At 60.8% G+C, this 26,470-nt stretch carries 22 protein-coding genes; 9 read left to right on the top strand and 13 right to left on the bottom strand.

What is annotated here, in order from left to right; genetic code table 11:
- The first annotated feature begins 1 nt into the window (after position 1).
- The 3 genes from K4O48_RS12715 to K4O48_RS12705 all read left to right on the top strand — a co-directional run bounded on the left by K4O48_RS12715 (position 2) and on the right by K4O48_RS12705 (position 3,278).
- Positions 2 to 199: an SEC-C metal-binding domain-containing protein gene (locus tag K4O48_RS12715; RefSeq protein WP_222908706.1), complete on the top strand. Its 198-nt coding sequence runs from the start codon at positions 2 to 4 to the stop codon at positions 197 to 199.
- A 7-nt stretch (positions 200 to 206) separates the two neighbouring features.
- A complete protein-coding gene (locus K4O48_RS12710) occupies positions 207 to 671 on the top strand; it encodes a DUF2489 domain-containing protein (protein WP_222908705.1) in 465 nt (154 codons plus the stop codon).
- A 69-nt stretch (positions 672 to 740) separates the two neighbouring features.
- Positions 741 to 3,278, top strand: a complete 2,538-nt coding sequence (locus K4O48_RS12705; protein ID WP_222908704.1) for a penicillin acylase family protein — start codon at positions 741 to 743, stop codon at positions 3,276 to 3,278.
- A gap of 215 nt (positions 3,279 to 3,493) precedes the next feature.
- Here K4O48_RS12705 and tsaA read toward each other — a convergent pair whose 3' ends face one another.
- A complete protein-coding gene (gene tsaA, locus K4O48_RS12700) occupies positions 3,494 to 4,192 on the bottom strand; it encodes a tRNA (N6-threonylcarbamoyladenosine(37)-N6)-methyltransferase TrmO (RefSeq protein ID WP_222908703.1) in 699 nt (232 codons plus the stop codon).
- Between the two features lie 394 nt (positions 4,193 to 4,586).
- On the opposite strand from tsaA, the gene K4O48_RS12695 reads away from it, so the two are divergent.
- The 3 genes from K4O48_RS12695 to betA all read left to right on the top strand — a co-directional run bounded on the left by K4O48_RS12695 (position 4,587) and on the right by betA (position 9,964).
- On the top strand, positions 4,587 to 6,656 hold the full coding sequence (locus K4O48_RS12695) for a choline transporter (protein ID WP_222908702.1): 2,070 nt from the start codon (positions 4,587 to 4,589) through the stop codon (positions 6,654 to 6,656).
- Between the two features lie 95 nt (positions 6,657 to 6,751).
- Positions 6,752 to 8,224 (top strand): betaine-aldehyde dehydrogenase, encoded by a 1,473-nt coding sequence (betB, locus tag K4O48_RS12690; RefSeq protein ID WP_222908701.1) that lies wholly within the window; start codon positions 6,752 to 6,754, stop codon positions 8,222 to 8,224.
- 57 nt (positions 8,225 to 8,281) lie between these two features.
- Complete coding sequence (gene betA, locus K4O48_RS12685; RefSeq protein WP_222908700.1) at positions 8,282 to 9,964, top strand: choline dehydrogenase; 1,683 nt, start codon at positions 8,282 to 8,284, stop codon at positions 9,962 to 9,964.
- 93 nt (positions 9,965 to 10,057) lie between these two features.
- Here betA and K4O48_RS12680 read toward each other — a convergent pair whose 3' ends face one another.
- The 3 genes from K4O48_RS12680 to K4O48_RS12670 form a co-directional block, all read right to left on the bottom strand.
- On the bottom strand, positions 10,058 to 11,029 hold the full coding sequence (locus tag K4O48_RS12680) for a 2-oxoglutarate and iron-dependent oxygenase domain-containing protein (RefSeq protein ID WP_222908699.1): 972 nt from the start codon (positions 11,027 to 11,029) through the stop codon (positions 10,058 to 10,060).
- A 113-nt stretch (positions 11,030 to 11,142) separates the two neighbouring features.
- Positions 11,143 to 12,225 carry a BMP family ABC transporter substrate-binding protein gene (locus K4O48_RS12675; RefSeq protein ID WP_222908698.1) on the bottom strand — a complete coding sequence of 361 codons (1,083 nt, stop codon included), beginning with the start codon at positions 12,223 to 12,225 and terminating at the stop codon, positions 11,143 to 11,145.
- Between the two features lie 239 nt (positions 12,226 to 12,464).
- The gene (locus tag K4O48_RS12670) at positions 12,465 to 12,635 is read right to left on the bottom strand and encodes a hypothetical protein (RefSeq protein WP_222908697.1); all 171 of its coding nucleotides are present in this window, start codon (positions 12,633 to 12,635) and stop codon (positions 12,465 to 12,467) included.
- Positions 12,636 to 12,667: 32 nt separating this feature from the next.
- Here K4O48_RS12670 and K4O48_RS12665 point away from each other — a divergent pair, with 32 nt between their 5' ends.
- A complete protein-coding gene (locus K4O48_RS12665) occupies positions 12,668 to 13,186 on the top strand; it encodes a nucleoside 2-deoxyribosyltransferase (RefSeq protein WP_222908696.1) in 519 nt (172 codons plus the stop codon).
- A 578-nt stretch (positions 13,187 to 13,764) separates the two neighbouring features.
- On the opposite strand, the gene K4O48_RS12660 is transcribed toward K4O48_RS12665, so the two are convergent.
- The 9 genes from K4O48_RS12660 to K4O48_RS12620 all read right to left on the bottom strand — a co-directional run bounded on the left by K4O48_RS12660 (position 13,765) and on the right by K4O48_RS12620 (position 24,306).
- On the bottom strand, positions 13,765 to 14,691 hold the full coding sequence (locus tag K4O48_RS12660; RefSeq protein ID WP_222908695.1) for an ABC transporter permease: 927 nt from the start codon (positions 14,689 to 14,691) through the stop codon (positions 13,765 to 13,767).
- 55 nt (positions 14,692 to 14,746) lie between these two features.
- Positions 14,747 to 15,853, bottom strand: a complete 1,107-nt coding sequence (locus K4O48_RS12655) for an ABC transporter permease (protein WP_222908694.1) — start codon at positions 15,851 to 15,853, stop codon at positions 14,747 to 14,749.
- Positions 15,854 to 15,863: 10 nt separating this feature from the next.
- Positions 15,864 to 17,408, bottom strand: a complete 1,545-nt coding sequence (locus K4O48_RS12650; RefSeq protein ID WP_222908693.1) for an ABC transporter ATP-binding protein — start codon at positions 17,406 to 17,408, stop codon at positions 15,864 to 15,866.
- A gap of 373 nt (positions 17,409 to 17,781) precedes the next feature.
- Entirely contained in the window at positions 17,782 to 18,237 is a 456-nt protein-coding gene (locus K4O48_RS12645) for a carboxymuconolactone decarboxylase family protein (RefSeq protein ID WP_222908692.1), read from the bottom strand.
- A gap of 11 nt (positions 18,238 to 18,248) precedes the next feature.
- Entirely contained in the window at positions 18,249 to 18,986 is a 738-nt protein-coding gene (locus tag K4O48_RS12640) for an SDR family oxidoreductase (RefSeq protein ID WP_222908691.1), read from the bottom strand.
- Positions 18,987 to 19,200: 214 nt separating this feature from the next.
- Positions 19,201 to 19,863, bottom strand: coding sequence for a TetR/AcrR family transcriptional regulator (locus tag K4O48_RS12635; RefSeq protein ID WP_222908690.1), 663 nt, complete (start codon positions 19,861 to 19,863; stop codon positions 19,201 to 19,203).
- Positions 19,864 to 20,041: 178 nt separating this feature from the next.
- Complete coding sequence (locus K4O48_RS12630; RefSeq protein WP_222908689.1) at positions 20,042 to 20,854, bottom strand: outer membrane protein OmpK; 813 nt, start codon at positions 20,852 to 20,854, stop codon at positions 20,042 to 20,044.
- 391 nt (positions 20,855 to 21,245) lie between these two features.
- A complete protein-coding gene (gene rimO / locus K4O48_RS12625; protein WP_222908688.1) occupies positions 21,246 to 22,568 on the bottom strand; it encodes a 30S ribosomal protein S12 methylthiotransferase RimO in 1,323 nt (440 codons plus the stop codon).
- Between the two features lie 133 nt (positions 22,569 to 22,701).
- The gene (locus K4O48_RS12620) at positions 22,702 to 24,306 is read right to left on the bottom strand and encodes a sensor domain-containing diguanylate cyclase (RefSeq protein WP_222908676.1); all 1,605 of its coding nucleotides are present in this window, start codon (positions 24,304 to 24,306) and stop codon (positions 22,702 to 22,704) included.
- Between the two features lie 243 nt (positions 24,307 to 24,549).
- Here K4O48_RS12620 and K4O48_RS12615 point away from each other — a divergent pair, with 243 nt between their 5' ends.
- On the top strand, positions 24,550 to 26,028 hold the full coding sequence (locus tag K4O48_RS12615; protein ID WP_222908674.1) for an RAD55 family ATPase: 1,479 nt from the start codon (positions 24,550 to 24,552) through the stop codon (positions 26,026 to 26,028).
- Positions 26,021 to 26,434 carry a response regulator gene (locus K4O48_RS12610; RefSeq protein ID WP_222908672.1) on the top strand — a complete coding sequence of 138 codons (414 nt, stop codon included), beginning with the start codon at positions 26,021 to 26,023 and terminating at the stop codon, positions 26,432 to 26,434. The genes K4O48_RS12615 and K4O48_RS12610 overlap by 8 nt, the downstream gene beginning before the upstream one ends.
- The last annotated feature ends 36 nt before the right edge of the window (positions 26,435 to 26,470 follow it).

Raw genomic sequence — 26,470 nt, 5'->3', positions numbered from 1 at the left:
GATGAACCATGAAACTCACGTGCACGGTCCCGACTGCAATCACGACCATGATCATGACCACGCGCATGATGGTCATGTCCATGGCCCGCACTGCAACCATTCGCATGATCCGGTGCGTAATCCGCTGAAGGATGTAGGTCGCAACGATCCATGCCCGTGCGGCAGTCAGAAGAAATTCAAGAAATGCCACGGAGCCTGATCCGTACATGACGCCTACCACCACTGCGCTGCTGGTTTCCGGGGTGCTGCTCGTTGCGGCATTGGCCGGGTATGCCTGGCATTTATGGCGCAGGGTCTGGCGCAGAGAGCAACAACTTGCCGAGATGCAAGCGAAGCAGCATGCAGCGCTCGCGGCGGATTTGCGTGTGCTCGCGGGCAGCCTGCTCGAGGAGCAGGTGCCCCTGATCGAAGGCGCAATTCGGATCAAGGTTCTGCTGGACAATTACGACTCGAACCTTGGCCAGGATCCGCGCTGCCAGGTGTTCCAGGTGCTCTTCGAAGCGACCGAGCAGGTGCCGACGCATGCTGCCTGGAAGGCCCTCGACAAAACCGAGCGGCGCCGACACGAGGCGAATTTCAGTGCGCTGGAACTCCAGCATAAGGCTGAGGCACGTCGTTCCGCTCGCTGGCTGCTGGACGAAGTACTGCCTAAGAGTCGCCAAGCTGCTTGAACGCGACGGCATTGCGCCTCGTGCCCTCTATTCTCTCTTCCGTACTGCCCTGTCTGTAAGGAGCCGTTGATGTCACTGCGTCTGCCGTTTGTTCTGGTTCGCCTGACGTTAGGTGCAGCGTTAGGGGCCGTCAGCCTCGGCGGTTGTCAGGCCTATCTGGACAGTCGCTACAGCGACAGCTTGCCGCCAGAAAGAGGTGTTCAGGCGATCACTGGTTTAGACAAGAGTGTCAGCATTCGGCGCAACCCGCTGGGGATGCCTCTGATCGAGACGGCGACGTTTCACGATGCGTTGTTCGGTCTGGGTTACGTACATGCCACCGATCGTTTGAGTCAGATGATCAGCTTGCGTCTCATGGCCGAAGGACGCCTGGCCGAAATGGCTGGGCCGGGTGTGCTGGAGATCGACCGATTCATGCGTGCTGCGAATCTCCGGCAAAGCGCTGCGGTGCTCTATCGGGAAAGCTCGCCGCGGATGAAACGTTTCTTCGAGGTGTATGCACGGGGCGTCAATGCGTATGTGTTCCGCCATCTCGACAAGTTACCGATGGATCTGGCTGCTGCCGGTTATACGCCCGAGTACTGGAAGGCTGAAGATTCGGTGCTGGTGTTCTGTCTGCTGAATTTCGGTCTGGCCGTCAATCTTCAGGAAGAAATTGCCTCACTGGTCATGGCGCGGAGAGTGGGTAGCGACAAGCTCGCCTGGTTGCTTCCCACTTATCCTGACGAGCCACTGCCGTTCGGGGAGGCGGACAAGCTGAAAGCGCTGAAGCTGAGCGGCCAGATACCAGGGCTGGCCGCGCTTGACAGTGCGGCTTCGCAGGTGGCTTCGCTGAATATGCTGGGGGTTGCCGCCTCCAACAACTGGGCGATTTCGGGCAGCCATACTCGCAGTGGCAAGCCATTGATGGCCAACGATACGCACCTACCATTATCGATGCCCTCGTATTGGAATTTCGTGCAGATTCGCTCTCCCAAGTTTCAGGCCGCTGGCGTCACGATCGCCGGAGTGCCTGCGGTAGTGGCGGGTTTCAACGGAAAGCTAGGCTGGGGCATGACCATGGTCATGGGCGATACCCAGGACCTGTTTCTAGAGCAGGTTCGTCGTGAGGGCGGACGCCTGTTATATCTTGCTGATGGCAAGTGGCTGCCGGCGCGAGAGCGTCACGAGACCTTCATCGTCAAAGGCGAACGGCCGATTCGCGAAACTATTTACGAGACCCAAAACGGTCCGCTGCTAAACAGCGTGCTAGGTGAACGCAAACATCCCTTGCAGCCGTTGCAACTAAGCAGCGGTTATGGCCTCGCGCTTAAGGCGACGCACTGGGAGTCCGATCAGACCCTGGATGCGTTCTTTGACCTGACTCGCGCGCAATCGGTGGATCAGGCGTTCGAGGCGACGCGTGATATCCGGGCCGCGGCGCTCAACATCGTGTTCGCCGACGAGCAGAGTACCGGTTGGCAAGTGACCGGGCGTTACCCGAATCGCCGTGAAGGGGTGGGTCTGGTGCCCTCGCCAGGCTGGGACGGGCGCTATGACTGGGACGGATTCGCCGACCCAATGCTGCATCCCTATGATCAGGACCCGGTCCAGGGTTGGCTGGCGACGGCCAACCAGCGCACCGTGCCCAAGGGCTACGGCATGCAATTATCCAATTCGTGGTACTACCCGGAGCGCGCCGAGCGAATTGCGGAGCTGCTTGCTCAGGGTAAGCAGGACAGCCGCACCGTCATCGCGATGCAATACGATCAGACCACGACCTTCGCCGCCAAGCTGCAGACCATGCTGCAGGCGCCGGGAATGGCTGAGCCGCTGAAAGCCGCAATCGATGCGCTCGGCGAGCCTGAGCGGGGCAGGGCACGCGAGGCGCTTTCGACACTGCTGAGTTTCGATGGCAAGCTCGCCCCAGATTCAGGGGAGGCGGCGCTCTACGAAGCGTTTCTGATGGAGTCGGCACGTCAGACCTTTCTCGACGAGCTAGGGCCGGATGACAGCGCTGCGTGGAAAGCGCTGGTAGAAACGGCTAATGCCTCTTACTCGGCGCAGGCAGACCACTTGTTGGGCCGCGACGACAGTCCGTTCTGGAACGATCTGAGCACACCCCGCCAGGAAGACAAGCCCGCTATTCTGGCGCGCTCACTCGCGGCCGCGATCAGTCGTATGGAAGGCGCGCAAGGAGCTGATCGCAGCGCCTGGCAGTGGGGGAAACTGCACACCTATACCTGGCAAACAGGCACGACGCAGCTGGCCCCCTACATGTCAGCCAGCCAGCGTACCGGTATCAAGGCCATCAGCGATTATCTCGACCGCGGGCCGTATGCGGCGGGCGGCGATCACAGCACTCTGAATGTGTCGGCCTATCGTTGGGGCGACAATTTCGATACGTGGCTTATTCCGGCGATGCGCATCATCGTGGACTTTGGGCGTGACGAGCCGATGATAGGGCTCAACAGTTCTGGCCAGTCTGGTAACCCAGCCAGTCCGCACTACGCGGACGGGATCGACGCCTGGTTGAAAGGCGGCTATATGAGCTTTCCATTCAAAACGGAGAACCTCGACAAGGTCTACGGCACCCAGCGGCTGCTGCTGACCCCTGCTCGCCAGTAGCCCTCGGCCGGCTGCGCGCCTGGCAGCCCAAAGGGATCGCCGTTGCGCCACGTCCAGTCAGCATTGACACGCCAGTTGAACGCCATCTGCCGCACTGAGGCCTCGGCCAGTTCGCGGCCTTGCGATTCGTTTGACCAGGTCACACTCATATCTAGGTTGGCGCAGAGGCCTGCAGACGCAACATGGTCGGCCGAGATCGACCCGCATTCGGCAGCCTAGGGCTGTACGCGCAACACTTCCACGACGGTTATGGACGTTGGGTCGGGATAGTGCCACCGCACGTCCACATCCCATAGGCGGGTCCCGTAGCGGCGCTCCGGTGTCGGGGTCTGATAGGCCGGTCGCGGGTCCTGCGCCAGGCACTGTTCGATCAGCGCCTGCAGCGGCTCACCGAGCCGCAATCCTTCGCTACGGGCCTGTTGCAGACTTTCATCGGTCCAGCTCACGGTGATGAGCGCGGGTGCGTCGCTAGCCAGATCGTTATGCGCGTCGGCAATGGCATCGGCGTAGGGGACGTAGGGCTTGATATCGAGTACCGGGGTGCCATCCAGCAGGTCGATTCCAGATAAATGCAATCGGCCGGGCTCGATCCGCTCGAGCCTGACCACCGATTGGCCGATGCCATTGGGCCGGTGCGTCGAACGCGTCGCAAAGACGCCAACCATGCGGTTTCCACCCAGGCGCGGTGGCCGTACGCGCAAGCGTGGCTCGGTTTCCAGCGCCTGATGAAAGAGAAACAGCAACCAGACGTGACTGACCTGCTCGAGACCTTCGAGGGCATGCGCTTGATCGAAGGGTGAAATCAATTCCAGGACGCCCCGCGCCGCCGGTGCCAGCTGCGGCTGGCGCGGAATGGCGAACTTTTCCTTGAAACAGGAGCGGACGAAGCCGATAGGCGAAACGGAATAAGACATGCTTTGCCGTTTTGGTCTGTTAGATGGGTCGCCATCTTACCTGCTGCTGTGCGACCTAGGCTTCCGGCCGGTGAGGTCCGTGATTGGAAATGAATGACGCCGATCGGATTGGGGCAAGGGGTTAATCGCCCGAATCAATCGCGTCAGCACAAGGCCGCTGAGTTCTGTAGAATGGCCGCCTTTTTTCCGAGATAGGCTATTTTTTGAATAACCGCTGTTCCCTCCCAAACATTATCCGCCTGCGTCTGCAGCGGTAACCCCGGCGCGCCGCTAGGCGAAGCCGTCCAAACAGGTCGTCGCGGCTCCGCCTTTTCGGTGGTCGTGAACATAGCCTGCTGCAATCCATCGCTTTGCGATGTCAGAAAAGCCAGAACAAGTTCCGGAGATAGAACTGATGAACGAGGCTGAGCTCTCACCCGGCAATACCGACGTAGCGCGAGACCGCATCAACCCTACCGTTTTTTACAGCTCGGCAATCGCCATCGTGCTGTTCGCGGTGTGGACCATCGTATTCAGCGAGTCCTCCCTTTCGATTATCAACACCGTGCTGGGCTGGATATCCAATACGTTTGGCTGGTTCTACTTTCTTGCGGTGCTGGTGTACCTGCTGTTCGTGGTGTTCATCGCCACTAGCCGTTACGGCAAAATCAGGCTAGGCCCCGATCATTCCAAACCCGAATTCAACGTGGTGACCTGGGCGGCGATGCTGTTTTCCGCGGGGATCGGCATCGACCTGCTGTTCTTCTGCATCGCGGAACCCATTACCCAGTTTCTCGAGCCGCCGGTCGGCGTGGGTGGCACCGCCCAAGCGGCGCGTCACGCGATGGAGCTGACATTTCTTCACTGGGGCCTGTCCGGTTGGGGCGTGTACACGTTGGTCGGTATGTCGCTGGCCTATTTCAGCTTCCGTCAGGGTCTGCCTCTGTCGATCCGCTCGGCGCTTTACCCGATTTTCGGCAAGGCCATATACGGCCCCATCGGTCACACCGTGGACACCGCCGCGGTGCTGGGCACGGTGTTTGGCATCGCGACCAGCCTGGGCATCGGTATCATCCAGCTGAACTTCGGCCTGAACTATATTTTTGGCGTGCCAGAAGGGACCTTGACCCAGGCCGTGCTCGTGGTGCTGATCGTCGTGTTCTCGGCGATCTCCGCCGCGACCGGTGTGGAGCGTGGCATCCGCCGGCTCTCTGAATTCAACATGCTGCTGGCTGTGTTGCTGCTGATGTTCGTGCTGTTCGCAGGCAAGACCACCTTTCTGCTGAACGCGCTGGTGATGAACATTGGCGATTATTTTTCCAACTTCATCAGCCTGTCGTTCGATACCTACGCCTACGACCAGCCCACCGACTGGTTGAACGCATGGACCGTTTTCTTCTGGGCCTGGTGGATCGCATGGGGGCCTTTCGTTGGCCTGTTCCTGGCGCGTATCTCGCGCGGTCGTACCATTCGCGAGTTCGTTGTCGGCACCTTGCTGCTGCCGCTGGCCTTCATGATGGCTTGGATGTCGATCATGGGTAACAGCGCCATCGACATGGTCATGAACGGTGCGGTCGAGCTCGGCGCACAGGCCGTCAGCAATCCCGGCTCGTCCATCTACCTGTTCCTGCAGAGCCTGCCGTGGGCAGGCCTGACGACAGCGGTGGCGACGATACTGGCGATCGTCTTCTTTGTTACATCAGGCGATTCGGGCTCCCTGGTGCTGTCCAACTTCACGTCGATTCTCAAGGATGTAAACAGCGATGCCCCAGTGTGGATGCGCATTCTCTGGGCATCCATTATTGGCGTGCTGACCCTGGCGCTGTTGATCGCGGGCGGACTGACGGCATTGCAGGGGACCGTGGTGATCATGGGGCTGCCGTTCTCCATCGTTCTGCTGTTCATGATGGTCGGCTTGTTCAAGGCGCTGCACGTTGAGGGGGTTATGGCCGACAGCTATCAGAAAAGCCTGTCCGGCCAGCTGTCCGGTCGCGCGACGCTGGAGCACGCGCACATGAACTGGAGCCAGCGGCTCTCGCGTGCCATGAGCTTCCCCAGCCTGTCGCAGATTCGCCGCTACCTGCGCGAGGTCGGTAAGCCGGCAATGGAAGAAATTCGCCAGGCGCTGGGCGAAAAAGGCGTTCCGGTTGAAATCATCGAGGGCGAGGCCGGCAACGAGCACCTGATATTCAACGTCAATCTCGGCAGTGAGCAGGATTTCACCTATCAGATCTGGCCCGTGCGCAGCGCCATGCCGTCCTTTGCGGTACGGACATCGAGCAGTAGCGCGCACTACTACCGTCTGGAAGTGCATCTGCGTCAGGGGAGCCTCGGCTATGACCTGATGGGCTACTCCAGGCGCCAGCTGATCGAAGACATCCTCGACCACTACGAGCACCACATGCAGTTTCTGCACCTGCAACGTGAGAAAGGGACCCAGGCAGACGGCACCGCCGAACCGGGTACCGTCCCTGGCGCAAGCTGATTCGGCACGGCGAACTTACCGGTTCGCCGTATCCCGCCCACTCAGGCACGGCCCATAAGGCCGGAGCCTCACGGATATTCGAAAAGAGGTAGATCATGGCCCGTTTTCCCCGGCAACAGCTTTACATCGATGGCGCCTACGTCGATGCCAGCGGTGGCGATGTGTTCGAGAGCGTCAATCCGGCCAATGGCGAGGTGCTCGCCGAAGTCGCTCAGGCGACCCGAGCCGACCTCGAACGCGCCGTGAACAGTGCGGAAAAAGGCCAGAAGGTCTGGGCGTCTATGACCGGCATGGAGCGTTCCCGCGTCATGCGCAAGGCGGTCGATTTGCTGCGCGAGAGAAACGACGAGTTGGCCATGCTGGAGACGCTCGACACGGGCAAACCGCTGATGGAAACCCGCAGCGTTGACATCGTCACCGGTGCCGACGTGCTCGAATATTATGCGGGTCTGGCGCCGGCTATCGAGGGCGAGCAGATACCGCTGCGCGAAACCAGCTTTGTCTACACCCGCCGTGAGCCGCTCGGTGTAGTGGCCGGTATCGGTGCCTGGAATTACCCGATCCAGATTGCATTGTGGAAGGCAGCGCCGGCGCTGGCGGCCGGTAACGCGATGATCTTCAAACCCAGCGAAGTGACCTCGCTGAGCGCGCTCAAGCTCGCCGAACTGTTCACGGAGGCGGGGCTGCCGGCGGGCGTGTTCAACGTGCTGACCGGCGCAGGTGCCGAGATAGGCGCCATGCTCACCGAGCATCCACGTATCGCCAAGGTGTCCTTTACCGGCGGCGTATCCACGGGCAAGAAGGTCATGGCCAGCGCGGCCAGCTCATCGCTGAAGGACGTGACCATGGAGCTGGGTGGCAAATCTCCGCTCATCGTCTGCGAGGATGCGGACTTGGATCGCGCGGCTGACATCGCCGTTATGGCCAATTTCTTCAGCTCCGGTCAGGTCTGCACCAACGGCACGCGCGTATTCGTGCCGCGCACGCTGCTGGGCGCGTTCGAGGCGAAGCTGCTCGAGCGCGTCAAGCGCATCCGCATGGGTGATCCGCAGGATGAGCAGACAACGTTCGGGCCCATGGTCAGCTTCGGCCATATGCAGAACGTGCTCGGCTACATCGCCAAGGGCAAGGCGCAGGGCGCCCGGCTACTGTGTGGCGGTGAGCGTGTCACCCGCGACGACTTCGGCCGCGGCGCGTATATCGAACCAACCATTTTCAGCGACTGCACTGATGACATGATCATCGCTCGCGAAGAAATCTTCGGTCCGGTGCTCAGCCTGCTCGCCTATGACGACGAAGACGAGGCGGTGCGTCGCGCCAATGACAGTGACTTTGGCCTCGCAGCTGGCGTAGTGACACGCGACCTGGTCCGGGCGCATCGCATCATCCACCAGATGGAAGCGGGCATCTGCTGGATTAACACGTGGGGCGAGTCAGCGGCGCAAATGCCGGTGGGCGGCTACAAGCAATCCGGAATTGGCCGTGAGAACGGTATCTCCTCGCTTGCGCATTACACCCGCTTGAAGTCGGTGCAGGTGGAACTGGGCGAATTCGCCTCGGTTTTCTAAGCCGCCCGAACAGACGCGAGCCGGTGCCAGGTTGCCGGTCCGCGCGAAGGAGGAACCATGGAATACGACTACATCATCATCGGCGCGGGGTCGGCAGGAAACACCCTGGCCGCACGCCTGACCGAGGACGCGGATGTCAGCGTTCTGTTGCTTGAGGCCGGTGGCCCTGACTACCGGCTGGATTTCCGTACCCAGATGCCCGCCGCGCTCGCCTATCCGCTGCAAGGCACGCGGTACAACTGGGCCTACAAGACCGACCCGGAACCGCACATGAACAACCGCCGCATGGACTGCGGTCGTGGCAAGGGACTCGGCGGCTCATCACTGATTAATGGCATGTGTTACATCCGCGGCAATGCGCTGGACTACGACAACTGGGCGACCATGCCTGGGCTTGAAGATTGGAGCTACCTGGATTGCCTACCGTACTTCCGCAAGGCGGAAACCCGTGATATAGGCTCCAACGATTACCACGGCGGCGACGGGCCGGTCAGCGTCACCACGCCCAAGCCGGGCAACAATGTGTTGTTTCACGCGATGGTCGAGGCGGGCGTGCAAGCCGGTTACCCCAAAACCGAAGATCTCAATGGCTATCAGCAGGAAGGGTTCGGCCCGATGGATCGGACCGTCACTTCCAATGGACGTCGCGCCAGCACGGCGCGGGGTTATCTGGATCAGGCAAAGGGGCGCACGAACCTGACCATTGTCACCCACGCCGTGACGGACCGTGTTCTGTTCGAGAACAAACGCGCAGTGGGGGTAAATTACCTGCGGGGTCGCGAGCAGCCGACAACCGCTCGCGCTCGCCGTGAAGTGCTGCTCTGCGGCGGGGCGATTGCGTCGCCCCAGGTACTGCAGCGCTCCGGGGTTGGCCCTGGTGCATTGCTCAAAGGGCTTGGGATCCCGGTTGTTCATGATCTGCCAGGCGTCGGCCAGAACCTGCAGGATCATCTGGAGATGTACCTGCAGTACGAGTGCAAACAGCCGGTTTCGCTCTATCCGGCGCTCAAGTGGTGGAACCAGCCGGCGATCGGTGCCGAGTGGTTGTTTCTCGGCTCCGGCATTGGCGCCAGCAATCAGTTCGAGGCCGGTGGCTTCATCCGCAGTCGTGACGAATTCGAGTGGCCGAACATTCAGTTCCACTTCCTTCCGGTTGCGGTCAGCTACAACGGCAGCAATGCCTACGACGGCCATAGCTTTCAGGCTCACGTGGGCTCAATGCGCTCACCCAGCCGCGGGCGCATCCAGATCCGCTCGACGGACCCGAAGGTCGATCCCAGCATTCTCTTCAACTACATGTCCCACGAACAGGACTGGCAGGAATTTCGCGACGGTATCCGTCTGACGCGAGAAATCATCGGCCAGCCCGCGCTCGATCCCTATCGGGGCAAGGAACTGAGCCCCGGCGCTGAAGCGCAAAGCGATGCCGATCTGGACGCGTTTGTGCGCGAGCATGCCGAGACGGCCTACCACCCGTCCTGCTCCTGCAAGATGGGGACGGACGACATGTCGGTCGTTGACGGCCAAGGTCGGGTTCATGGGGTGGAAGGCTTGCGGGTGGTCGATGCGTCGATCATGCCGCAGATCATTACCGGCAACCTCAACGCCACGACCATCATGATCGCCGAGAAGATCGCGGACAGGATTCGGGGACGCCAGCCACTGCCGCGCAGCACGGCGGCGTATTACGTGGCCAATGGCGCGCCGGTACGCCAGACACCGCATCGCACCGAGGTGTAACAGGCGGTCAGCAACGCATGGCGGGCGGTATGCCCGCCAGCGATGTGTGCCGGGGCAGCGAAATGAACGCAACCGTCCTGCAGCCGTGCTGCGTCAGTTGGCCGTTGCCAATGCCTTCCGCCGGTACGCATAGGTTTCGGCGAAACGCGAGAGCATGTAGGTGCTACAGGTCGTGTCGGGGTATTTGGGCGGATTGCCTTCGTCGCTGCAGCCGGGCAGGCAGCGGATAAGCGTGTCGGGATGCGGCTCGGCGAAGAACGGCATTGAGTACCGATCGACGCCCAGCGGGCTAACTACGCGGTGCGGTGTGGACTTGTACCGGTCGTTACTCCAGCGCGCCATCATGTCGCCAATGTTGACCACGAATGTCCCGTCGATCGGCGGTGCATCAATCCATTCGCCTCGCACGTTCTGCACTTGCAGCCCGCCCGCCTGGTCCTGGTAGAGCAGGGTGATACAGCCATAGTCGGTATGAGCGCCCGCACCCTGTTGCTCCGGATCGTTGGCGGTTTGGCGTGGCGGATAGTGAATCATGCGGAACACGCTGATCGGATCGACGAAGCGCTGATCGAAAAATCCTGACTCGACGCCAAGTGCATTGGCGACCGCGCGCAACAGCGTGCAGGCGAGCGCGTGCATGTCCTGATAGTGCTGCTCGAACAGCGTCTGCCAACCGTCAATATCGGGGTGGCGATTGGGCCCGCGCAGCGGCTTGTTGGCCAGCACGTCGGGATGGTCGGGCGGCATATGGAAACCCATGTCGAAGGTTTCCTTTAGATCGCTTGGCTTGCTTGGATCGAGCTGTTCCGTCGCAATCGCGCCGTAACCGCGGTGATGCCAGCTCTGAGTGATGTCGATCAACAGCTTTTGCTCGACAGGTAAACCGAAGAACTGCTCCGCAGCCTGCTTCAGCTGGTTGATCCGGTGAGGACTGATCGGGTGGTTGCGAATGTAGAAAAACCCCCACTCGCGGCACGCGGTGTCTATCTGTCGCGCAACCTCGTGACACCCATCTACGTCAGAGGCGTAGAGCGGAGCGATGTCGATGATGGGCAGTTGATTCATGAGTTTTGGCTCGCTTGGCACCTGTTGCATGAAACGTGTGCCGCCAGGCGACGCGCCCGGATATGGCCTCGGGTGTTCGCCTGACGCTCTTGTTACTGATCTCGCTGCTCTGGCTACTTCGGCAACTCGGCCGTGATGCCGTTTACGTAGTAGTCCATCGACGCCAGTTCGCCGTTGCTGGCCGTGGCGCCTTCAGTGATGCGCACGGTGCCGCTCTGGTCCTTGATCGGGCCGGTGAACGGGTGAAATTCACCGCTACGAATGCGCGCGATGAGCTGCTCCGCCTCGCGCTTCACCTCCGCGGGTACGAGTTCGCTGATCGGCAGGCTGATGGTTTCTTCGGCCAGGCCTCCCCAGAAGTCCTGTGGCGCCCAACTGCCGTCGCTCACCGCTTTAGCCGACTTCGCGTAGTGCGGGCCCCAGTCATTGACGATGGACGTCAGGACAGCCTTCGGACCGAAGTGAGCCATGTCTGACGCGTAGCCCACCGAGTACACGCCGCGCCGTTCGGCGGCCTGTATCGGTGCGGGGCTGTCGGTGTGCTGGAAGACCACATCGACGCCTTGGTCGATCAGTGCGTTGGCCGCGTCGGCTTCCTTCCCGGGGTCGAACCAGGAATTCACCCACACGACTTTGATTTCTGTGCCCGGGTTGTACGTGTTCAGTGCCAACTGGATGGCATTGATATCGCGGATGACCTCAGGGATCGGGAACGAGGCGATGTAGCCGACTTTCTTGCTCTTGGTCATCTTCGCGGCAAGGAACCCGCCTACGTACCGCCCTTCATAAGAGCGCGACAGGTAGGTACCGAGGTTCTTGTCCTGCTTGTAGCCGGTCGCGTGCTCGAAGGTGACGTTGGGAAACTGCTTGGCAACCTTGAGCGTCGGGTTCATGTAGCCGAAGGAGGTGGTGAAGATCAGGTCATAACCACCTTTGGCCATGTTACGGATCACCCGCTCGGCGTCGGCCCCCTCGGCGACGTTTTCCACGAATGTCGTTTCGACCTGCCCAGCGAGTTCTTTTTCCAGGTACTGACGGCCCATCTCGTGCTGGTAAGTCCAGCCATGGTCGCCGATCGGGCCGACGTAAACGAAGCCGACCTTAAGTGGATCGGCCGCAACGGCGGTAAGCACGGTGCCGAACCCAATCGCTGCGGCGAGACCGCGAAGGGTGTTTGTCCTGGTATTTTTTTGCATGGCGTTGCTCCTGGCTGCATGGTCTTTTTGCGATAACCGTCGTGTGGCTGCAGAAGGAATTGCAAAAAACTGACCAACTGGACAGATACCGTGAGCGCCGCGAAATGCACGGGCTACAGCGGGTCGAGCGAGTCCAGGTGATCCGGCGAGGTGCAACGCCTTGCTTGCCTGCCTCAGCGCAGTGCAGCCAGGAACGCGGCCGTGCTGCTGGAATGAGTGACTGCGCCTCATCGAGAGCACTAGCCCATCGCATCGTCGTGCTGACGGACACGCGCGGTATAGTGCGTACCGCTCTGGGCTATAGCCGCGACCAGGCTGTTAATGACCTGGTTGAAAGCGAGAGCAATGCGCGTGGTGCGAAGGCCCGCGTCGTGATGCTTGCCCTTTTTCACTTTGCTGATGCCCTGCATGGGGGCAACGAGCCACGATCGATTGGGAGACGATGAACGCGCATATCTACCTGGCCGGCCCGGACGTATTTCGAGCCGACGCGCTTGAGCACGGTGCTCGACTAAAGGCGCTCTGTGCCAAATGGGGTTTCACCGGGCTGTACCCGCTGGACAAGCAAGTGCCCGAGCACATTACCCAGCCCCTCGACCAGGCGGCCTGGATTTACCGCGCCAATCTCGAGCTGCTCGATCGGGCCGATGCGGTCCTGGCTGATCTGAACTTCTTTCGGGGCGGCGAACCGGACAGCGGTACCAGTTTCGAGGTCGGCTACGCCGTTGCGCGTGGTAAGCCCGTGGTGGGCTATCTGGATGGGAAGGGTAGTTACGCCGAGCGGCTGCAGCGTCAGCATCCACAGCTCTGCGGGCAACCCGGTTTCGATTGCGATGGCCTGCACCTGGAGGCGTTCGACCTGCCTCTCAATCTGATGTTAGGTGTGCCGCTAACGCTGGTCACGGGAGGTCCCGAAACGGCGTTGCGTCGCCTAGCCGACAAGCTTCAAGAACTCGGCTAGATCTCAGCGTGGAGGTTACGGCTCGATTCGGTGGGCTAAAGCCCACCCTACGGAACGGGTCGAGCTGGTAGTTAGTAGGGTGGGCTTCAGCCCACCAAAGGGCGGCGGCCTTCGGCCTGTGCTCGCTTGCGGACTGGCCGTCCCGAAGTGGTCGTGCGGCTCGCGGATGAGGGGGCGATTCGGTGGGCTAAAGCCCACCCTACGGAACGGGTCGAGCTGGTGGCCGGTAGGGTGGGCTTCAGCCCACCAAAGGGCCGCGGCCTTCGGTCTGTGCTCGCTTCCGGACTGACCGTCCCGAAGTAGTCGTGCGGCTCGTGGATGAGCGATCGATTCGGTGGGCTAAAGCCCACCCTACGAAACGGGCCGAACTGGTGGCCGGTAGGGTGGGCTTCAGCCCACCAAAAGAGCGGGAACGTTCGGCCTGTGCTCGCTTGCGGACAGGCCGTCCGGAAGTAGTCCTGCGGCTCGCGGATGAGGGATCGATTTGGTGGGCTAAAGCCCAGCCTACGAAACGGGTCGAGCTGGTGGCCGGTAGGGTGGGCTTCAGCCCACCAATGGCGGCGACACATGATCGTCGGTCAATGGCCTGCCTTCCACGGCTGCCCCAGCGACACCGGTGCGTAAAGCCGGGTGCGGATCGCATCGCGAGACAACAGCACCAGCACGACGATGGTCGCCACGTAAGGCAGCATCGCCAGCAGGTTTCCGGGGATCGACAAACCGATACCCTGGGCGACCAGATGCAGAATGCTGGCCAGCCCAAACAGGTAGGCCCCGAGCAGTACACGACCCACCCGCCAGCTGGCAAAGACCACCAGCGCCAACGCGATCCAGCCACGCCCTGCGGTCATGTTTTCGGCCCACATCGGGGTATAGGCGAGAGATAGGTAACCGCCCGCCAACCCGGCCATGGCGCCGCCGAACAGCACGGCCAGGGTTCGAACCCGCAGCACCGGCAGGCCCATGGCACTGGCCGCGTCTGGGTTCTCGCCGACCGCTTGAATGATCAGGCCGACACGGCTTCTCAGCAGCACCCAGGCCACCAGAGCGAAGAGAACAAAAGACAGGTAAACGAGCAGATCCTGAGCGAACAGCATGCGACCGATCAACGGGATTTCGCTGAAAAAGGGGATAGCGATCGGCTCGAAGCCGGCGAGCGGCTTGCCAACCCAGCCAGCGCCGATGAATGACGAGAGGCCAACGCCGAAGATGGTCAGCGCCAGTCCGGTCGCTACCTGATTGGCATTGAAGCCCAGCGCCACCAGGGCGAACAGCTGCGACAGCAGCATGCCGCCCAGGCAGGCAAACACCACGCCCAGCCAGAGGTTGCCCGTGGCGAAGGCGGCGATGAAGCCGGCCACTGCGCCGAACAGCATCATGCCTTCCTGACCGAGATTGAGGACGCCGGACTTTTCGCAGACCAGTTCGCCGAGCGCCACCAGCAGCAGCGGCGTGCCGGTGCGGATCATGGCGTAGAAAATGTTGGTGAGTAGGTCGATATCCATCAGATCAAGCCTCGAGCTGTAAGCGGCAAACCATCAGAAGAGTGGGGCAGGGAGATCATGCGATGGGCTCTGGCTTGAGCAGTGTGGTCTGTGCCTTGCGGCTCCAGCCCTTCAGCCGCGGGCGATAGAGAATCAGCACATCGCACGCCAGCAGAAAGAACAGGACCATGCCCTGAAACAGCTGAGTGATCGATTGGGGCAAGTTGGCCGCCATCTGAGCGTTCTCACCGCCGAGGTAGAGCAGTGCCATCAGCAGGCTGGCAAAGACGATACCGATGGGGTTGAGGCGGCCGAGGAATGCCACGGTGATGGCCGCGTAGCCATAACCGGGCGAGACCTGCGGCACCAGCTGGCCGATCGGTCCGGTCACCTCGGCTACGCCGGCCAGTCCGGCGAGCGCACCGCTGATCAGCAGGGCGATCCAAACCAGGCGTTTCTCGCGAAAGCCGACAAAGCCGGCGGCGCGCTTGTCGAGCCCGAGCACCTTGATCTGAAAACCCAGAAAGCTCTTCTGCAGCAGTACCCATACCGCCACCAGCGCCAGCAGCGCGAAGTAAAAGCCGGCGTGCACACGCAGGTCCTCGAACAGCTGGGGCAAGCGCGTAGCGTCGCCAAACATCGCCGATTCGGGGAAGTTGAAGCCCTCCGGATCTTTCAGCGGCCCGTGCACGCCAAAAAGCAGCAGGTTCAGCGCGATGTAGTTGAGCATGATGCTGGTAAGGATTTCGTTGGCATTGAATTGAGTGCGTAACCAGGCACACAACCCGGCCCAGGCGGCACCGCCCAAGGTGCCCGCGGCAAGGGTGAGCACCAGCGCCCAGCGTGAATCCCAGTCGATGATATTCACGGCCAGCGCGCTGCCGGCCAGGGCGCCGATCAGTAGCTGCCCCTCGGCGCCGATGTTCCAGATGCGTGCGTTGTAGACGACCGCCAGGCCCAAAGCGCAGAGCAGAATAGGCAAGGCTTTGACCAGCAATTCGGACAGGCCGTAGAGATCGCTGACGGGATCGATGAGCAACACGCGCAGCGTTTCCAACGGCGGATGGCCCAATACGGCGAACAGTACCGCGCCGCTGAACAGTGTCAGCAGCGCTGCGAGCAGCGGCGAGAGCCAGAGCATCGGGCGCGACTGCTGGCCCCGTGGTTCGAGTGATAACAACATACGAAGGCTCTCAGGGGGCAGTGGGGGCGGGTTGATCGAACTGGCCAGCCATCCAGCGACCGACGTCGACCGCAGTGGTGTCGGCCGTGACACGCAGCGGTGACAGGCGGCCATGGCTCAATGCGGCTATGCGATCGCTGATCTGGAACAGCTCTTCCAGGTCTTCGGAAATCACCAGAATTGCGGCGCCCGCGTCACGTAGTTCGATCAATGCACGATGGATGGCTGCCGCGGCGCCGACGTCCACGCCCCAGGTCGGGTGCGCCGCGATTAACAGCTTGGGTTGCTGAAGCACCTCGCGGCCAAGGATGAATTTCTGCAGATTGCCACCAGACAGGCTGCGAGCAGGCGCGTGGGTGCCTGGGGTTTTTACCGCGAACCGCTCGATGATGCGTTGTGCGAAGGCTTCGACTCGGCCATGCCGGATCAGTCCGCCATGTACCAGCTCTGCCTGCTGAAAGCCGGTAAGCAGGGCGTTGTCGGCCAGGCTCATGTCGGGGACGGCGCCGTGACCCAGCCGCTCGGCGGGAATGAACGTCATACCCAGTCGTCGTCGCATGTCGGGACGCAGATGTGCGACCGGAGCATCAAGAAAGCGAATGCGTGATCCCTGATCACGTGCCAGACGCTCCTCGCCGCTAAGCAACGCGAGCAACTCATCCTGACCATTGCCCGCAACGCCCGCGATGCCGACGACCTCGCCCGCGCGCACGTCCAGCATCAGGTCTTCCAGCGACACACCGAACGGATCGGCGTTGTGCCACGACAACCTCTCGACCTGCAGGAAAGGCGTGCCACCCCGGGCTTTCGGGTATTCGGCTTCGAGTCCTTCGGCGTCACCGACCATCAGACGGGCCAGCTCCATATCGGTGCACGTGGACGGTACGCACGCTCCCGAAACCCGTCCGCCGCGCAGCACCGTTGCGCTTTCACACAGGGCGCGCACTTCATTGAGCTTGTGGCTGATGAACAGGATGCTGCAGCCTTCACTGGCGAGCCGGCGCAAGATGGCAAACAGATCGTCGGCTTCTTGTGGCGTGAGCACCGAGGTGGGTTCGTCGAGAATCAGCAGCTTGATGTCCTGCATCAGGCAACGAACGATCTCCACGCGTTGGCGTTCGCCAATCGACAGGCTGTGCACCAGCCGTTGCGGCTCGAGCGGCATGCCGTAGCGCAACGATACCTCGCGGATCTTCGGCTCCAGCTGCTTTGGCGTGCCGGCGGCGGCACCCATCGCGAGTGCGATGTTTTCGGCGACGGTCAGCGTGTCGAACAGAGAGAAATGCTGAAACACCATTCCAATCCCACGCCCACGCGCCTGAGCCGGGTCGCGCATGATGGTCGGCTGGCCTTCCCACAGAATGAGCCCCGCGTCCGGTTGGGTCACGCCGTAGATGATCTTCATCAGGGTGCTTTTGCCGGCCCCGTTCTCGCCCAGCAGCGCATGGATTTCGCCGGCTCGAATCGAGAGATCGATGTGGTCGTTGGCCAGGCACCCTGGGTACTGTTTGGTTATACCCGTCAGTTGCAGGCGTGGAATATGGGGTTCGGGCATATCGGTATCCGCTGGATCTTCATGGTCTTGCCAGTAGCAAAAAGCTGGCCAAGCGGTCAGAAAGTGCGGTCAGTGCGTAGGTAGTTGCGGGCGCCGTCGGACGATCTCGACATGACGGGAAGGGTGGTGCTTCGCTTTGGTGCCTGATCGCAGGGCGGTGCTTGCAAGCGCACCGTTCATGGGCGTCAGGACCAAAACGTGGGGTGCCTCTGAAGAACGCGGGGGCAGGCGCAGCGTTTCAGAGGGACCGCGAGGCAATGGCCAGCGCACAGGACAACACAAAAGGCGATGCCCTTTGGCAACCGCCAACGCCAGCGCGCGCTGGGCATTGGCGAATCGGGTCATAAGGGTCTGCCGGTCGCCCCGCTGAACGCTATTGCTCGACCGGGTCCGGTACTTCACGCAATGCCTGGGCCGCATCGATGGCACGTGGGAAACCGGCCGTGACAGTGGTCAGATAAATCACTTCCTTGAGTTCGTCACGCGTGACCCCGTGCCGCAGCGCATAACCCGCATGGATCTTCATATACGGCAGGTTGCCTTGCGCGGCGAAAACAGCGATCGCGGCAAGCTGGCGGGTTCGGTCGTCCAGACCGGCGCGGCCCCACACATCACCCAGGGCGTAGTCAGTGATGCCTTCAGCGAGAAAGGGGTAGTCGCGTCGCAGCGCTTCAAGCACGGGTTGCCCGGCGCCTCCGGAGAGATGATCCATGACCTGCAGGCCGTGTTCTCGTCGTTCGCTCCCGACGGCGTCCAGCGAGGTGAGCGTCAGCGGACCCACTAGTCCCAGCCAGGTGACGGTCGTGAACGTGACGGTGCGAAGAGCCATAGGTGTGCTCCTCAAAAAGGGCTGGCGGTCGGACGCACCACCAGCTCGCTCACATCCACATCGGCCGGCTGCTCGACGGCATAGGCGATGGCGCGAGCAATGGCTTCGGCGGGAAGGGCGATACGGCGAAAATCGTCCATGACGGCGCGGGCCTGGTCATCCGAAATGCTTTCGGCCAGCTCAGACTCGGTCACGCCGGGCGACACCAGGGTGACGCGAATATCGCCGCCCACCTCCTGACGCAACCCTTCGGAAATGGCTCGTACGGCATATTTCGTGGCGCAGTAGACCGCGGCGGTCGGGCTGACCGCGTAGGCCCCAATCGAGGCGATATTGACGAACTGACCAGATCGCTGCCTTTGCATCAGCGGCAGCCCGGCAGCGATTCCGTGCAGCACGCCACGGATGTTGACGTCGATCATTCGGTTCCATTCGTCGACTTTGAGGGCGTCGAGCCGTGACAGCGGCATCACGCCAGCGTTATTGATGATCACATCGACCCGGCCGAAACGCTGCTCGGCAAAGTCAACGAAGGCCTGGGTGTCGTCGAGGCGGGTGACGTCCAGTGCTTTATACGCCGCCACGCCACCCGTTTCGGTGATGCTGGCGGCGAGCTGCTCCAGCCGTTCTACCCGGCGTGCGCCGAGCACCACCGTGGCGCCCCGTGCAGCGAGCAGGCGCGCAGTCGCCTCCCCGATACCGCTGCTGGCGCCGGTGATGAGTACGATTTTTTCGTTGATGTTCGACATGACTGATGTCCTCCGCAGGTTCATTCGATCCGGCACTCGCGGTGCCGTGGAATAAAGTCTGGTGGGAGGACAGGCCGCAGCGTTAGGTCGATCCTGTCGTCTGCTTGCCTGATTCAGGCAACGCGGGTTGCTTTAGACGCCGTTGCCATGCGTTGCAGTGGGCAGGCTGGCCACTTCGCCTTTATCAGCTGTCTCTTACCTTAGGCCGGCAAAGTCAGGCGGGCGGGGTCAAACCGCATCCTTTGAGGATGACCCGGATCAGCGTATCCGTGCCGCGCTCGATATCATCCTTGGTCACGCGGCGCTGCCCCGTGATGCGGCGGATCTGGTCGGAGAAGTCGGCGTAATGCTGAGTGCTGCTCCAGATAAGAAAAATCAGGTGCATGGGGTCGATCGGATCCATCTTGCCCGCGTCGCTCCACGCCTGGAGGACGGCCGCTCGCCCGCGGAACCACGCTCGATAATCCTCGTTGAAATGCTCGGACAGGCATTCGCATCCGCTGATGACCTCCATTGCGAAGATCTTCGAGGCTTGCGGCTGCTTGCGGGAAAACTCCATCTTGGTGCGGATATATCCTGCCAGTGCGGTTGCCGGGTCGTCATCCACGGTGAGGTGATCGAAGGCATTGTCCCAAAGATCGAGAATGTGCCGCATCACCTCAACGTAAAGGCTGAGCTTATTGTTGAAGTAATAATGCAGGTTGGCCTTGGGCAGGCCGGCTCGCAGCGCAATCGCGTTCATGCTGGTGCCCTTGAAGCCATGACGGGCGAATTCTTCCGCGGCGGCGGAGAGGATACGTTCCTCATTCTTCTGCCGAATTCGGCCTGCGCGTTTGTTCGATAGCGACGTCTGGGCAAGCGTGGCGAAGGTATTCATAGGTCCGTTCCTGTGGCGGGTTCAAGCCCGATGGGTGCTTTCCAACCCTAGCGTAGCCCGCTGGCGATGACAGGTTTCAATCGCAGCTGATCCAACCGGCAGTTCCAGTCGTTCAGGCCTGGCTGGCGTCGGGAACTGCGTCGGCTGTCGCCCGGACATGCCGGGCGCGCGGAGTCACTCAGAAGTGGGCTTTGACGATCAGGTTGGTCACGTTGTTATTCGTGTTGAAGGCACCGCTGTCTTCGATGCCGTACTTGTTCGACCAGTAATCGTATTCGATACCGACATAGAGCTTGCCTGGCGTGTAGTCCAGCGCTTTACCCAGGTCGTACTTCACCTGGGGATTGAAGTGAACATTCCGCTTCAACTCTCTGTTGCCGCTTTTCTTGTCGTTGACGACCCAGTCGATGAAGCCGTCGAACATAATGTCGGACTTGCCGACCGGAATGGTCATCGCCCAGGTCGGAGTCAGTTGCCATTGCCCGGAGGGTTGGCCCGTGGTGCCGTCCGGCTTGCGGTAGTAGAGGTTGAGGTTGAATCGGTCGAAGCCGGGCACATTCAGATCCACGGCCGGGCCGAACAGATAGTTCTGGTTGGGCGTGCCGTCGTCCTGGCTTTCGCCGCGTTCGTAGGTGAACGCCAGAAGCACGTCTGTGATCGGGCCGAATGAAAGGTCGGCTCCGCTGATTTTGCCGAGGGACAGGCGTGGGCTGAACTCACCGTAATAGGTGTGTCCGTCGCTGCCGGAAATGCCGTTGTACCACTTGCTGTCAACGAAGAGGAACATGTCGCCCCACGTCCAGCCACTTGCATGTTCGAACGTGAGGGTCTGTTGTATATCGCCTTCCTGGCCGCCTGCGCTGTCTACAGCGAAGTTCTTTCCGTAGAGGTAGGTCAGGCTGTTGTTTTGCCATTGCATGGTCTCGGCAGTCGCCTGCCCTGCAAGGCTCAGGCTGCCGATGAGTGCAGCGGTAGTCAGGATGAATTTCATGTAGAGCTCCTTGCTTAGGGGTGTGCTTGCTTTCCTGGCCGAGTGGTCAGATACGCCAGACCCAAGCAAGAGCTGCGCCAATTGATGTGGCATAGAGAGGCTGTATAAAACATAACGTAATCAACGAGTTATATACCTGTGTTGCGCGTGGGATCGGTTTCGCGAGACGGCGCTGGGCAGACCTGCTCCAGAAAAAACCTGACCGTACCGCCAGTGCCCGATCTTGATGCAACCACGACACAGCCGCTCAGCACAGTAGCTGGCGGGCACTCTCGCCAAACCTGGTTTGCGGCAGATCGATCGAGCTGCAGCGGTTCCCCATTTGCAGCCCCGCGTGGCCACAAAAAAGCCCCGCTGAGGCGGGGCTATTCAAAGCAGCGGCTGGTGCCGATCAGATCGTTTCAGCCCAGAGGTCATACTCGTCGGCATTGGTCACGCGGACCCAGACCTTGTCGCCGGGCTGCAGCGCTTGTTCGCTGTCGATGTAGACCATGCCGTCGATTTCCGGGGCGTCGGCATAGGAGCGGCCAATCGCACCGTCCTCGTCTACTTCGTCGATCAGTACTTCAATTTCCTGGCCGATCTTGCGCTCCAGGCGCGCGGCGCTGATGGCCTGTTGATGCGCCATGAAGCGATCCCAGCGGTCCTGCTTGACGTCGTCGGGTACCGGCTCGAGGTCCATCGCTTCGGCGGGTGCGCCTTCGACCGGCGAATACTGGAAGCAACCGACGCGGTCCAGCTGGGCTTCGGTGAGCCAATCGAGCAAATACTGGAAGTCTTCTTCGGTTTCGCCGGGGAAGCCGACGATAAAGGTCGAGCGAATCGTCAGTTGGGGGCAGATCTCGCGCCACTTCTTGATCCGCGCCAGCGTCTTGTCTTCGAACGCCGGGCGCTTCATCGCCTTGAGCACTCTCGGGCTGGCGTGTTGGAACGGAATATCCAGGTAAGGCAGCAACTTGCCTTCGGCCATCAGCGGGATTACGTCATCGACGTTGGGGTAGGGATACACATAATGCAGACGTACCCAAACGCCCATGCTCGACAGCGCCTGGCACAGCTCCAGCATGCGCGTCTTGACCGGCTGACCGTTCCAGAAATCGGTCTTGTACTTGACGTCGACCCCATAGGCGCTGGTGTCTTGGGAAATCACCAGAATCTCTTTCACGCCGGCCTTTACCAGACGCTCAGCTTCGCTGAGCACGTCACCCACCGGACGGCTGACCAGCTTGCCACGCATGGACGGGATAATGCAGAAACTGCAGGTGTGGTTGCAGCCTTCTGAAATCTTCAGGTAGGCGTAGTGACGCGGTGTCAGCTTGATGCCCTGCGGTGGGACGAGGTCGACGAAGGGATCGTGATCGATGTTCGGCGGCACGACTTGATGCACGGCGTTGACCACCTGCTCGTACTGCTGCGGACCGGTGACGGCCAGCACGCTGGGGTGCACGTTGCGGATGCTGTCTTCGGCCACGCCCATGCAGCCAGTGACGATTACCTTGCCGTTTTCAGCGATGGCTTCACCGATGGCGTCCAGGGATTCGGCCTTGGCGCTGTCGATGAAGCCACAGGTATTGACCACCACCACGTCGGCGTCCTGGTAGGTGGGCACGATCTGATAACCCTCCATGCGCAGCTGAGTCAGGATGCGTTCGGAGTCCACCGTGGCCTTGGGGCAGCCAAGTGATACGAACCCGACTGTGGGCGTTTTGCTCATCGACAATGTCCTCGGAACAGCGCATGGAAAAAGGCGCGCGAGTATACAGAGCTGGATGTTTTTTAGCCATGTCGGCCGTCGTGACGGCCGCTATCGATGGGCGTCGTAGGTCCGCTCTGATATCCGACGTCGATCAATCGCGCGGGTTGGAATCGTTCGCCGGTTGCTGAGCCAGCTCGGCGACCTCCAGGCGATTGCGGCCATTCTGCTTGGCCAGATACAAGGCGCCGTCGGCCAGTTTGAGCACGCGATCGATGGTGTCCGCGTGTAGTGGCCAGACCGCAATACCGAGGGAAATGGTGAGTTGGCCCACGGGCGCGAATTGCTCCTGCTCGACACAGTGGCGCAGGCGTTCGGCAACCGTAACCGCCGGCTCGAGCGCTGTGTTCGGCAATAGCATCAGAAACTCCTCGCCACCGCTTCGACACAGAATGTCGACTTCCCTCGAGCAGGCGTTCATCAGCTGTGCGAGATGGCGAATCACCTCATCGCCCACATCATGACCGTGACTGTCGTTAATACGTTTGAAGTGGTCGATATCCAGCGCCACGACGGCGAACGAATTGCCTTCGGCCAGCAGCACTTCCAGCGCCAGTGTCAGCCCGCGTCGGTTGTGCAAACCTGTCAACGGGTCGGTCTGAGCGTCGAGGTGGAGTTTGCCGATCCGCTGATTCAGCAAGCTGATGCCCAGCAGCATGGCGCGCTTGAGCTGAGAAACTTCGTAATACGAGGAGCGGATTCGTTGGATGCGCTCGGCGCTGGTCGGCGCATCCATCTCGCTTGCGCTCTTGGCCAGTTGCCAGAGCGGACGCGAGATCAAGCCTGACAACCACCACACGCCAAGAAACGTCAGCAATGAGAGGGGCGCGGTCTGGCGCAGCACCTCAAGCATCAAGCCGTCGAGTGGATGCAGCGTCACCTCGGTCGGGCGTTGCGCGACGATGCCCCAGCGGGCGGTTGGAACCGCTGCAAAGCCTGCGAGCATGTCATGGCCCAGGCTATTGATGACTCGTTGGCTGCCGGATTCGCCGCGGATCACGCTGTCGATGACCGCGTTGGTTCCGGCCACGGTGCCGAGGCGCTCGGGGTCTGGGTGGTAGAGCAACCGTCGGCTGTGGTCCACCGCGTACAGGTAGGAGCCATCCTGGTAGTAATGCTCGCCGAGCATGTTGTTGAGAATGTTCGGCTCCTTGAGGTTGATCACACCACCGATATAACCGAGGTATGTCCCGTCCTGGTCAATGATGGGCTGTGAGATCAGAACCACCAGCGTCCCGATTGCCGAAACATAAGGGCTACTGACCAGCGGTCGTCGTTCCTGTAATGCTTCGCGCGCGCCGGGCGAATCGAGTCGCTGCCCGACAAACTCCTTGTTGGCCGTTGATACGGCACGTATGACTCGCTGCGCGTCGGTAACCATGACGATATTGAAGCTGTTGGTCTGCAGGCGGAGCCGGTTGACCTCCCTGCGCAGCCTTTCCTCATCACTGAACTCACGCCCAAGCAGATTGGCGCTGTAACTGAGCTGCTGCTGTACCGAAAGAAAGAAGGTCTCGGTGCTGGCGGCAAGCTTGGCTGCATAGGATCGATTGGCCTCGAGCGTGCTGTTGATCAGCGACTCGCGCTGGACCTGATAGCTCGAATGGAAGCTGATGCTCAGCGTAACCAGCCCGCTGAGAATGGCCAGCACCACGATCAGCCGCCGTAGGTCTACACGGAACAGTGAGGCAAAAGACATGAATTATGCTTATTAGTCGTCGGAATGAAGTCGCCGCGCATGGTAGGGCGTTTAGCCGCAAGGCTCCAGACCAGCGGCCAAAATCCAGAGCGGTGAGATGCGCATTGGCTCCCATTAGTTGAACCAATCGATGGATGCACGTCGAACGCCTGAACATTCACGGTGACCAACCTACACGCAATGCAACGAAACAATGCGGTCCGTTTGCTAGCATGGCTGCATTGATCAGAACGGATGGCTGCTGTGACCGATACCACTCTCTCCTCGCAAACGGCGCCGGCCCATGTTCCGACGGGTGTGCCGGGGTTGGACGCTGTCCTCAAGGGCGGGCTTCTGCCCCGAGCGGTGTACATCGTTCAGGGTGGGCCGGGCGAAGGAAAGACAATCCTTGCGAACCAGATCTGCTACAGCTGGGCGGCCCGCGGTGAGTGTTCATTGTATGTAACGCTGCTCGCAGAAACTCACCACCGCCTGCTGCGGCATCTGCAGAACATGTCCTTCATGGATAACCGGCAGGCGGGAACATCGGTGATCTATGAAAGTGCGTTCGATATTCTTCGGTCGGATGGACTGGAAGGCATCCTTCGCTACCTCACGCGAAACGGAAAGCGCCATAAGGCTTCGTTGATCGTGATCGATGGCCTGTTTGCGCTAGAGGAAAACGCAGCCTCGGAGCGTGTTTTTCGCGAATTCATCAACGACCTGTCCGTCTATGCCGATGTTGTTGGCTGCACCATCTTGCTGCTGACCAACAGCAAGCGGGATTCCGGCAGCCCGGAATTCACAATGGTCGACGGCTGGCTGAACCTGGGCAGCGAAGATGACCGTTTCCGCACCTATCGCTACCTGCAGGTGCGCAAGTTCAGGGGGAGCGATTTCATCTCTGGCCGGCACATGACGTCGATCACCAGCGACGGCTTTCGAGTCTTTCCACGGTTGGAAGCGGTTACGGCGGATCAAGCCTCCGCGCCGATGCGCGATCAACGGTTGAGCACAGGCGTTGCAGGTCTGGATCAGATCATCCGCGGCGGCATCCCGTATTCATCGACGACCTTGCTGGTAGGGCCTACCGGCGTCGGCAAGACGACGCTGGGGCTCAGCTTCATCTGCCAGAGCAGCGACGACGAGCCGGGCCTCGTCTTCGGCTTCTACGAAGATGCCCATCGGCTACGCCGTCGTGCCAGTACGCTGGGGCTTGAGCTTGAATCGCTAATTGATAGCGGCGTGGTCGAAATCATCCACCGCGCACCGACCGAGCTGCTGCAAGACGAACTGGCCGAGGACATTCTCGAAGCCGTACATCGTCGCGGTGTGAAGCGGCTGTTCATCGACGGCGTGGATGCGTTCAAACAGGCTGCGATTAATACCCAACGGCTCGGTCGTTTTTTCAGCACGCTGACCGCTATTCTCCGTTGCCACGGGGTGACCACGGTGTTTAGCGCCGAACTGGCCGAAATCGTCGGCGGTGACAACGGCCTGCAGTTTCCTGCCGTATCGGCCATTGCGGAAAATATCGTGCTGTTGCGTTACGCCGAACTTGAGTCGCGGCTCTATCGAACCCTGGCCATCCTGAAAATGCGAGAAAGCGACTTCGAGCCCTACGTCTATGAGTTCACTTTGGGTTCGGAGGGCTTCCAGCTCGGTGGGCGCATGCAGCGCACAGAGGGGATAGTGGTAGGTCGGGCACACCGACAACCGCCATCAGGGGGAGAGGATGTCTAGGGAAAGCCTGGACGGGCTGGAGCCGCTTGTCCTGCTGGTCGAGGACGAGCTTGGCCTGAGCAAGCTGATGGTGATGATCCTCGAAGATGAAGGCTATCGGGTCACTGAGGCGGCAAACGGCGCGCAAGGGTTGCGCAAGCTTGAGCAAGAGATGCCGGCGCTGATCATCACTGACTATATGATGCCGGAGCTCAACGGGTTCGAGATGGTGCGCGCCATTCGTAGAAATCCGGCGTTTGATCACGTTCCTATTTTGATGATGAGCGCCGCGCTGCCTCAGCAGATTCCGGGCCGTGATCTTGTGGACGAATTCCTACCCAAGGGCACTGGGCTCGATGCGTTGACCAATGCCGTCCGACGACTCATTGGTGATGGGCTCAATGCAGTCAAGCCCGACCTTGAATGACCGAGGCGCCCAGCGGTGTTGCGATAACGCCGCCCG

It is taken from the genome of Pseudomonas sp. DNDY-54, from assembly GCF_019880365.1.
GTDB classification, from domain to species: domain Bacteria; phylum Pseudomonadota; class Gammaproteobacteria; order Pseudomonadales; family Pseudomonadaceae; genus Stutzerimonas; species Stutzerimonas stutzeri_P.
This window is presented reverse-complemented; position numbering and strand designations above follow the sequence as displayed.